Source organism: Pacificibacter marinus (genome assembly GCF_018860665.1).
GTDB classification, from domain to species: domain Bacteria; phylum Pseudomonadota; class Alphaproteobacteria; order Rhodobacterales; family Rhodobacteraceae; genus Celeribacter; species Celeribacter marinus_A.
Genome location: NZ_JAHKPK010000032.1, coordinates 1 through 7208, shown reverse-complemented (window position 1 = coordinate 7208; position 7208 = coordinate 1). Strand labels below are relative to the sequence as shown.

Sequence of the window (7208 nt, the reverse complement as noted above, 5' to 3'; positions counted from 1 at the left end):
CCGGGATGCTTTCCTCGCCACGCAGGCCCGCCAAGACGATGCGGATTTTCTCTTCAGCTGAATAGGTTTGCCGCGTCTTGCGGCGGATGTTCTTAACCACCTTGTCGGCGGCGTCTTTTGATGTCTGGGGCTTCTTCGTCATCTCGATCTCCTAATCGATAAGATGAACCAGAAATCCTCCGTTATTCAAATCCTCAAATCTGTCCCACGGGTGCTGACGTCAGACACTGGGCATTGGTCTGATGCAAGCCTATTATACGAGAACAATATGAGGTCACATCATGCATCGCAGCACTATTCCGGTAATACTAATTCTCATGCTCGTCTCAGGTTGTAGCAATTTTTCCGCTGACCGCGCTTCGGTCGTTGGCACTGGTCCGGACGAATTGCTGAAGTTGCGGGCAGGTCCGGGGCTGGGCTTTAGCGTCATCTTGGGTCTGCCTGACGGAACCTTGCTCAATCGCCGTGATTGTGTAACCGAAATAGGTCAGCTGTGGTGCCGCGTTTCGCTCACGGCTGCGCCGCAGATCACGGGTTATGTCTCCGCCGATTACCTCTCGAAGCGTTGATTTGGACCTACTGACGCTGACAGGAGTTTTACCAAACAAATTGTCACGCCGCGTGGCACGTATGAGCGTTTGTTGCCAATGATGGCCGTGTCGTTTCCAAAGGCCGATAAAAATTGAAATACGCCCCAAGCCCAGTTTTACGTTCCCCGATGAAAAGGTCCTGACCGCCAATTGGCGGCTTTGGATCATAAACCGCGATTGCTGAAACTGAAACGATTTGTCGTCGACGACAAATACTGCTTCGATTATCAAGCCGATGCATTGGTTAAGGCCGATATGTGTTCGTGAATACACGAAATCATCAAAAACGGGATTCTTCTAAGATTCCTCATGATATTGATAATATATCAAAGGTTTAGTAATTTCCGTGGGATATAAGCATAATAATTCTTGAAACGGTGTGCATGCTTATGCCCCATCTACTACTGTGGGGCATAAACATGCACACCTTGACAATTCGAGCTATCTCGATATATCTGTAAGTAGTTGAAATTAATTACAAAATTTAAATACGGAAATAGAGGTGTGGCGTAACCATGCACACTCGAACCATAACCTTGCACACCGAATAAAAAAGCGTAAAAAAGACCCGCATGGGCGCCGCGTCGGACGTGTTGCCCCGTGATCGTGCGGGCGTCGTCCCGATCTTGCGAACATCGCAGATGGTTGCTCAGAATGACCATCTTTGCGTGATCTCCCTGATCTTCACCCTAGGGTAAAGATCAGACCTAACCTGACGCGAGTAACGTTTCACGCAGCGCCGCGAGGGCTTTGATCACATCGGGATGATGCCGTCTTCGATTATGCACCGCCGTAAAAATCGGGTGCAAGATCGGGGGCGCATCCTTCACTAGCCGCAGCCCGTCGATAACAAGTTTCGTATCCTCAACTGCGCGCAAGGGCACATAGGCACTACCTCCTGTGCGGCGAAAGAACTCCACCACCAGCCCCTCAAAGCTAACCGAAATCGGGGCATTCGAGAAATCGGGCAAGAGCGCCTGATGTCGTTGACTAAAGAACGATGTGTAATCGGTATTCACATAGGTTTCTTTGGCGACCCCGCTCATGCGATCGCTGTCGGTGGAGACCATGACGAATTGTTCCTCGCCGACCTGTTGAATGTCGAGATCGGGGAGGTATTGCGGCGAATACAGCACCCCGATATCCATCGCCCCAATCGAGAGATCACGCATGATCTGCAACGAATAATCGGCCCGCAGGTCAACCGCCGTGCGCGGATCTTGCGCGCGGATCTTGACGACCCAATCCACCAAGACATGCCGCATCAAACTGAATTGCCCCGCCAACCGCAGGAGCCGGTCACGATCCAAACTGGCTCCTGTATCGCGGCAGGCGTGATCCCATGTCGCGAGCAAGAGCCGCGCGTGGGGTTCAAACCGGATCCCTGCGGGCGTCGGCGTCGCGCCCGCTCGGCCGCGCTCAAACAGTTGCGCTCCGACTTCCGCCTCCAGCGCGCGGATACGACCGCTTACGCTGGACTGGGTGAGATCGAGGCGATCGGCGGTGCGGTTGAAGTTCCGGCTCTCGAAAATATCCAGAAATGTCGTGACCAGCTTTAAGTCCATTTGCAATCGCTCCCAATTCAATCGATATAGTCGATTGTTAATTGCAATACAATCGATTGTTTGAGCAAAAATTGTCAACTAAACTTTTTGATAGCGCCTCGTTCCTCCGCCCAAAAAACAAGGCCACCCCCAACTTACCACCTCTAAGGAGCCAGCCATGTCACGTTCCACCGTTGATCAACTATCCCGCCGCAAGCCAGGCCATGCTTTGGAACGGGCGTTTTACACCAATGCCGAAATCTATGCGCAGGATATGGAGCAGATCTATTACAAGGAATGGCTATTCGTGGCCCCCACGTGCGAACTGCCAAACACCGGAAGCTATCTGACCTATAAGGTAGGAGAATATCAGATCGTCGTGGTGCGCGGCGCAGATAATGTTATCCGCGCGTTCCACAATACCTGTCGTCATCGCGGATCGATCATCTGCAAGGCCGAGAAAGGCAATGTGCCAAAACTGGTATGCCCGTATCACCAATGGACTTATGATCTTGATGGATCGCTGCTTTGGGCTCGCGATATGGGGCCGGAGTTTGTGCCGCAAGATCACGGGCTCAAAACCGTGCATTGCCGCGATTTGTCGGGCCTGATCTACATCTGTCTGGCGGATAAGACGCCTGATTTCGACACCTTTTCCGACATTGCCGCGCCCTATCTCGCGCCGCATGATCTAAGCAATGCCAAGGTCGCATACGAATCGCGGATTGTTGAAAATGGTAACTGGAAACTGGTCTGGGAAAACAACCGCGAGTGCTACCACTGCAGCGCAAACCACCCCAGTCTGATCCGCACCTTCCCCGAAGACCCGCGCGTCTCCTTCCTCGGTATGAATTCGATACCCGACTTCATCGCGGAACATTTCGCGGCCTGCGAGGCCGTGGGACTGCCTGCCAATTACATCGTCCCGGAAAACGGACAGTTCCGGCTGTCGCGGATGCCTTTAGTTGAGGGCGCAAAAAGCTTCACCATGGATGGCACTTTCGGTGTGCATGGTAAACGGTTGGGCGGCATCCAAAAAGAAGACGCCGGCGTTTTGAACAAATTCCACTATCCGAGCACTTGGGCCTATTTCCTACCCGATCATTGCATGACCTTCCGCGTCACCCCGATCAGCCCGACCGAGACCGAGCTTGTGACATGCTGGTTGGTGGATAAGGATGCCGTTGAGGGCGTAGATTATGACATCGAACATCTGACGAAAGTGTGGATGGACACGAATTCCGAGGATCGCCGCGTGGTTGAGGATAACCAGATTGGCGTGAACTCGCCCGCCTATGTGCCTGGTCCCTATTCGCCCCTGCATGAGGCCAGCGTCCGGGGCTTTGTGGATTGGTATTGCGAAACGATCACCCCGCGCTTGGCGCCCGTCAAACACGCCGCAGAATAATGGGTCAAATCCGCAGCTTTTCAGGGGGAGATCATATGGCAAACGTCAACGACCGCACGGAAACCGCCATTCGCAACACATGGACCGATACCGAGGTTTTGGAATGCGTGGCCGTCCGGCCGGAGATTGCGAACACTGCCACGTTCTCATTCCGTGCCCCGTCCGGTGCGCTGTTTGAATTCGATCCGGGTCAATTCATCACGCTAGAGATTCCGGCACCCAGCGGCACGGTCCATCGGACCTATACGATTTCGTCCTCGCCTTCGCGTCCATATTCCATCGACATCACGGCGAAGGCGCAGGAGGGGAGCATCGGCACACGCTGGATGCTCGATCATCTGAAACTGGGAATGCGGCTGAAAGCGGTCGGGCCTTTGGGCTCATTCACCAACGCCAGCAGCGAGAGCACGAAGTTTCTCTTTATCTCTGCCGGTTCGGGCGTCACCCCGATGATGTCGATGACCACATTTTTGCTGGATAAGGGGTGCGCGCCGGATATTGCTTTCGTGCATTGCGCGCGCAAACCGTCAGAGCTGGTGTTCCGCCAGTCGCTCGAAAAGCTAGCAAACAAAGGGTCGGGGCTGGATGTGAGTTTCGTCGTCACCGCCCCCGATGCGGCCCTCAACGAGGCATGGAACGGGCATCAAGGTCGGCTGACGCCCGCGATGCTGGAACAAATCGCGCCCGATTATCTGGACCGCGATGTGTATTGCTGCGGTCCGGAGTCGTTCATGCGGTCGGTCGAAGATGCCCTGATAACATTAGGGCATGACATGAGCCGCTATCATGAAGAAAGCTTCGGTGCGCCAGCGAGGAATGCGGCGGAAACGACCGCGTCCACCCAAACCGACACCACCACAGAGGTCCATTTTGAAGTGGCCGATCGTCGCCATCCGTGCGCGCCAAGCGATACGGTTTTGGCGGCTGCGAAGGAGGCTGGGATCAGCATCCCGACTGGATGCACCTTCGGTCTGTGCGGAACCTGCAAGGTGAAAAAGACCGCGGGCGATGTGCATATGGCCCATAATGGCGGCATCTCCGAACAAGACATCGCGGCGGGATATATTCTCGCCTGTTGTTCAAAGCCCCTCGGCAAAGTGTCGATCCAACTTTGAGCACCCCTTTTTGAAAGTTTCTACCACTACTCAAAATCATATAAAATCAGACCCAACAAGGAGACAGCAATGAAACGCGCGCTTACACGAACGGCTCTCGCCATCTGCATGGCACCATTTGCCTCGGCCAGTTTTGCACAACAGCAAGGCCTGACGGTTGGTTATTTTCTCGAATGGCCGCTGCCGTTTGAATACGGGAAGGTGAAAGGGCTTTACGACGAGAAATTGGGCGTCGATGTCAAATGGGTGGCATTCGATACCGGCACCGCGATGTCTGCCGCGATGGCGTCGGGCGATGTGCAAATCGCATATAGCCAAGGCGTCCCGCCGTTCATCGCCGCGGCATCGGCAGGACAAGAGCTGCGAATCGTGGGGATTTCCTCCTCTTATCCCGAGAATGAAAACTGCGTTGTTGCATCCAAACTGGAGATCGACAAAGAAAGCGCGTCTGAACTTGAAGGGCTGAGCGTGGCGCTGCCGGTTGGGTCGGGCGCGCATTACGGGTTCTTGCAACAGATGGCTTATCTCGACGTGGATACGACCACGATGAGCATCGTTGATATGGCCCCCGCCGAAGCCGCCGCCGCGTTTGAACAGGGCAGCCTTGATGTGGTCTGTGGCTGGGGCGGCGCTCTGACGAGGATGAAGGAGCACGGCAATGTCCTGCTCACTGGCGCGGAGAAGGAAGAAATCGGCGTTTTGTCTTCTGATCTGATCACCAGCACGGCCCAGTTCGCTTGGGGTCAGCAGGCCCTCCTGACTGGGTTCCTTGAGGTGACGGAGGAGATGAACAAGATGTGGAATGACGGAAACCACCGTGATGAGATGCTGGAAGTCATCGCAGCGGATGCCGGCATGAACCTTGAGGACACGGCCTCGGTGATCGACAACTTCCATTTCCTGACCGCAGAGGAACAGCTGTCCAAAACGTGGTTGGGTGGCGGGCTTGGCGCCTATCTCGACGGTGTGGCCAATCTGTTCCACGAGATAGGCAGCCTGCAGACAGTCCTTCCCAACTATGATCCGCTGATCGTGACGGAGCCGCTCAAAACCGTAGCGGCCCAGTAAAGCCTCTTTTGAGAGCTAAGGCCGTCGCATTAAACCGAAGGCCTTTTCGCTTTTTGAGATCAAGCTGGGCATACTCTATGGTCACCAGGAGTATACATGTCCGCACTATTGCCAGCCGGTCTACCCCAGCAATTTAATTTTGGTTTTTCTGCGGCACGTTTGGCAGCAAGTGCCCTGGCGGCAGCGACCTCTTCTTTAATCTTATCTTGTTTGATTTCCCAATCGTATTTTTCCCGGGTCTGGGGCTCACGTTCTTTGTGTATGGTTTGGGTGAGTGTGATTGACGCACCTGTGTTCGTGTTGCGAACGGTGGCATTCGGAATGGGTTGATTGCGTGCCTGAATCTCACGACTTAGAGCATTAAAGAATGCCTCGTTTCCAACCATAGTTCGGTCCATATTATCCAGAGCCACACGCATGCTTGGCGTAACATTCGGCATCATGGATGCTGTGCGCACAAAGCTGTCTGATGTGCTCCCGCCCCAGTTTTTGTTGTTTGCATTCCATGTGGTTAGTGCGCCATTGGCGGCATTAACCCAGCTGTTAATTTCGGCGCTGCGCTCACCACCAACTTTTCTGATTTGCGCATCCAGTTGCGGGCCAGCCGTTGCAACGTTTCTAAACTGCCTTTGAAACATACTTACTTCGCTGGCCAAGTTCATTTGCTTTAGGCCCCACCAACGCGTGCGCTCTACCTCGGACTTGGTCATGTCATCGCTCATTCTGCTGCCCAGTTCGGAAAAATAAGCAATTTCAGCGGCTCGGTGCGCCGTGACGTCTTCGGCATTGTTTACCCAGCACTCTGTTATTTGGGGTAATTTCTTTTTATGCGCTTTCATTTTGCGAATTCTGCTCGAATAGCTCCCCCTAAAAGCACCTTCAGGAAATCCATCACCACAAAGATCAAAAAGTTGGTTGCTAATGGAATTATTTCTCTGGGTTGTCGTGAAATCAGTCACTGCCTGATGTTGCAGCGATGTAGGATCTGGAAAGTTAAACGTGATTTCATTGCTTGTATTGCTTCTACTCACCACTGTTGGTGTGGGGCTGCTCGTTACGCATCCCGCTAGAGCTGTCGCACAAATTGTTGCACTCAAAACAACAAAAGTTTTCTTTGTCATCGATGTTAAATTCAAAAAACGGTTTATATTCATTCTAAGTGATCCGCGAATTATTTTGATGAGAGCGCGCCAAGTCTTGGCGGGCGTCATCTTCTGTCCCAAAATACATGTGTCTGACGATAATATTTGCCTTGAGCCTTGAGGAAATCAACGATTTTAATGTGGCTTGGTTGCATTTTTAGCGTTTCCTCCAATAGCCACTCTGGGTTCGAACGCCGTTCGCTGCTTTATTAACCTTGTCTAGCGCCCAATTTCAGTACCACTAATTTTGTATTTCTCTACTAAGGTTTCTGGAACTGGGGCGCATATCTAGGGCGTGATGAGGCCGGTTATGATTGTATTCTCGGAGCCAAGCATTGGAC

General features: G+C 53.1%; 6 protein-coding genes and 1 pseudogene. 4 read left to right on the top strand and 3 right to left on the bottom strand.

The features are described from left to right. Nucleotides 1-142: pseudogene (locus tag KO497_RS10060) on the bottom strand (IS3 family transposase); the annotation flags it as partial. A 139-nt stretch (nucleotides 143-281) separates the two neighbouring features. Here KO497_RS10060 and KO497_RS10055 point away from each other — a divergent pair. After that, a complete protein-coding gene (locus KO497_RS10055) occupies nucleotides 282-569 on the top strand; it encodes an SH3 domain-containing protein (RefSeq protein ID WP_215943843.1) in 288 nt (95 codons plus the stop codon). Between the two features lie 728 nt (nucleotides 570-1297). Here KO497_RS10055 and KO497_RS10050 read toward each other — a convergent pair. Next, the gene (locus tag KO497_RS10050) at nucleotides 1298-2155 is read right to left on the bottom strand and encodes a LysR family transcriptional regulator (RefSeq protein WP_215943842.1); all 858 of its coding nucleotides are present in this window, start codon (nucleotides 2153-2155) and stop codon (nucleotides 1298-1300) included. Between the two features lie 157 nt (nucleotides 2156-2312). On the opposite strand from KO497_RS10050, the gene KO497_RS10045 reads away from it, so the two are divergent. The 3 genes from KO497_RS10045 to KO497_RS10035 all read left to right on the top strand — a co-directional run bounded on the left by KO497_RS10045 (nucleotide 2313) and on the right by KO497_RS10035 (nucleotide 5725). Continuing rightward, nucleotides 2313-3542: an aromatic ring-hydroxylating oxygenase subunit alpha gene (locus tag KO497_RS10045; protein ID WP_215943841.1), complete on the top strand. Its 1230-nt coding sequence runs from the start codon at nucleotides 2313-2315 to the stop codon at nucleotides 3540-3542. A 35-nt stretch (nucleotides 3543-3577) separates the two neighbouring features. Further along, complete coding sequence (locus KO497_RS10040) at nucleotides 3578-4657, top strand: hybrid-cluster NAD(P)-dependent oxidoreductase (protein WP_215943840.1); 1080 nt, start codon at nucleotides 3578-3580, stop codon at nucleotides 4655-4657. Nucleotides 4658-4726: 69 nt separating this feature from the next. Next, nucleotides 4727-5725, top strand: coding sequence for a taurine ABC transporter substrate-binding protein (locus KO497_RS10035; protein WP_215943839.1), 999 nt, complete (start codon nucleotides 4727-4729; stop codon nucleotides 5723-5725). A 59-nt stretch (nucleotides 5726-5784) separates the two neighbouring features. On the opposite strand, the gene KO497_RS10030 is transcribed toward KO497_RS10035, so the two are convergent. After that, entirely contained in the window at nucleotides 5785-6879 is a 1095-nt protein-coding gene (locus KO497_RS10030; protein WP_215943838.1) for a hypothetical protein, read from the bottom strand. Between the last annotated feature and the right edge of the window lie 329 nt (nucleotides 6880-7208).

Coding starts and splice junctions, on each gene's coding strand:
- KO497_RS10035 (WP_215943839.1), top strand. CDS start 4,727: ATGAAACGCGCGCTTACACGAACGGCTCTCGCCATCTGCATGGCACCA.
- KO497_RS10050 (WP_215943842.1), bottom strand. CDS start 2,155: ATGGACTTAAAGCTGGTCACGACATTTCTGGATATTTTCGAGAGCCGG.
- KO497_RS10055 (WP_215943843.1), top strand. CDS start 282: ATGCATCGCAGCACTATTCCGGTAATACTAATTCTCATGCTCGTCTCA.
- KO497_RS10040 (WP_215943840.1), top strand. CDS start 3,578: ATGGCAAACGTCAACGACCGCACGGAAACCGCCATTCGCAACACATGG.
- KO497_RS10030 (WP_215943838.1), bottom strand. CDS start 6,879: ATGAATATAAACCGTTTTTTGAATTTAACATCGATGACAAAGAAAACT.
- KO497_RS10045 (WP_215943841.1), top strand. CDS start 2,313: ATGTCACGTTCCACCGTTGATCAACTATCCCGCCGCAAGCCAGGCCAT.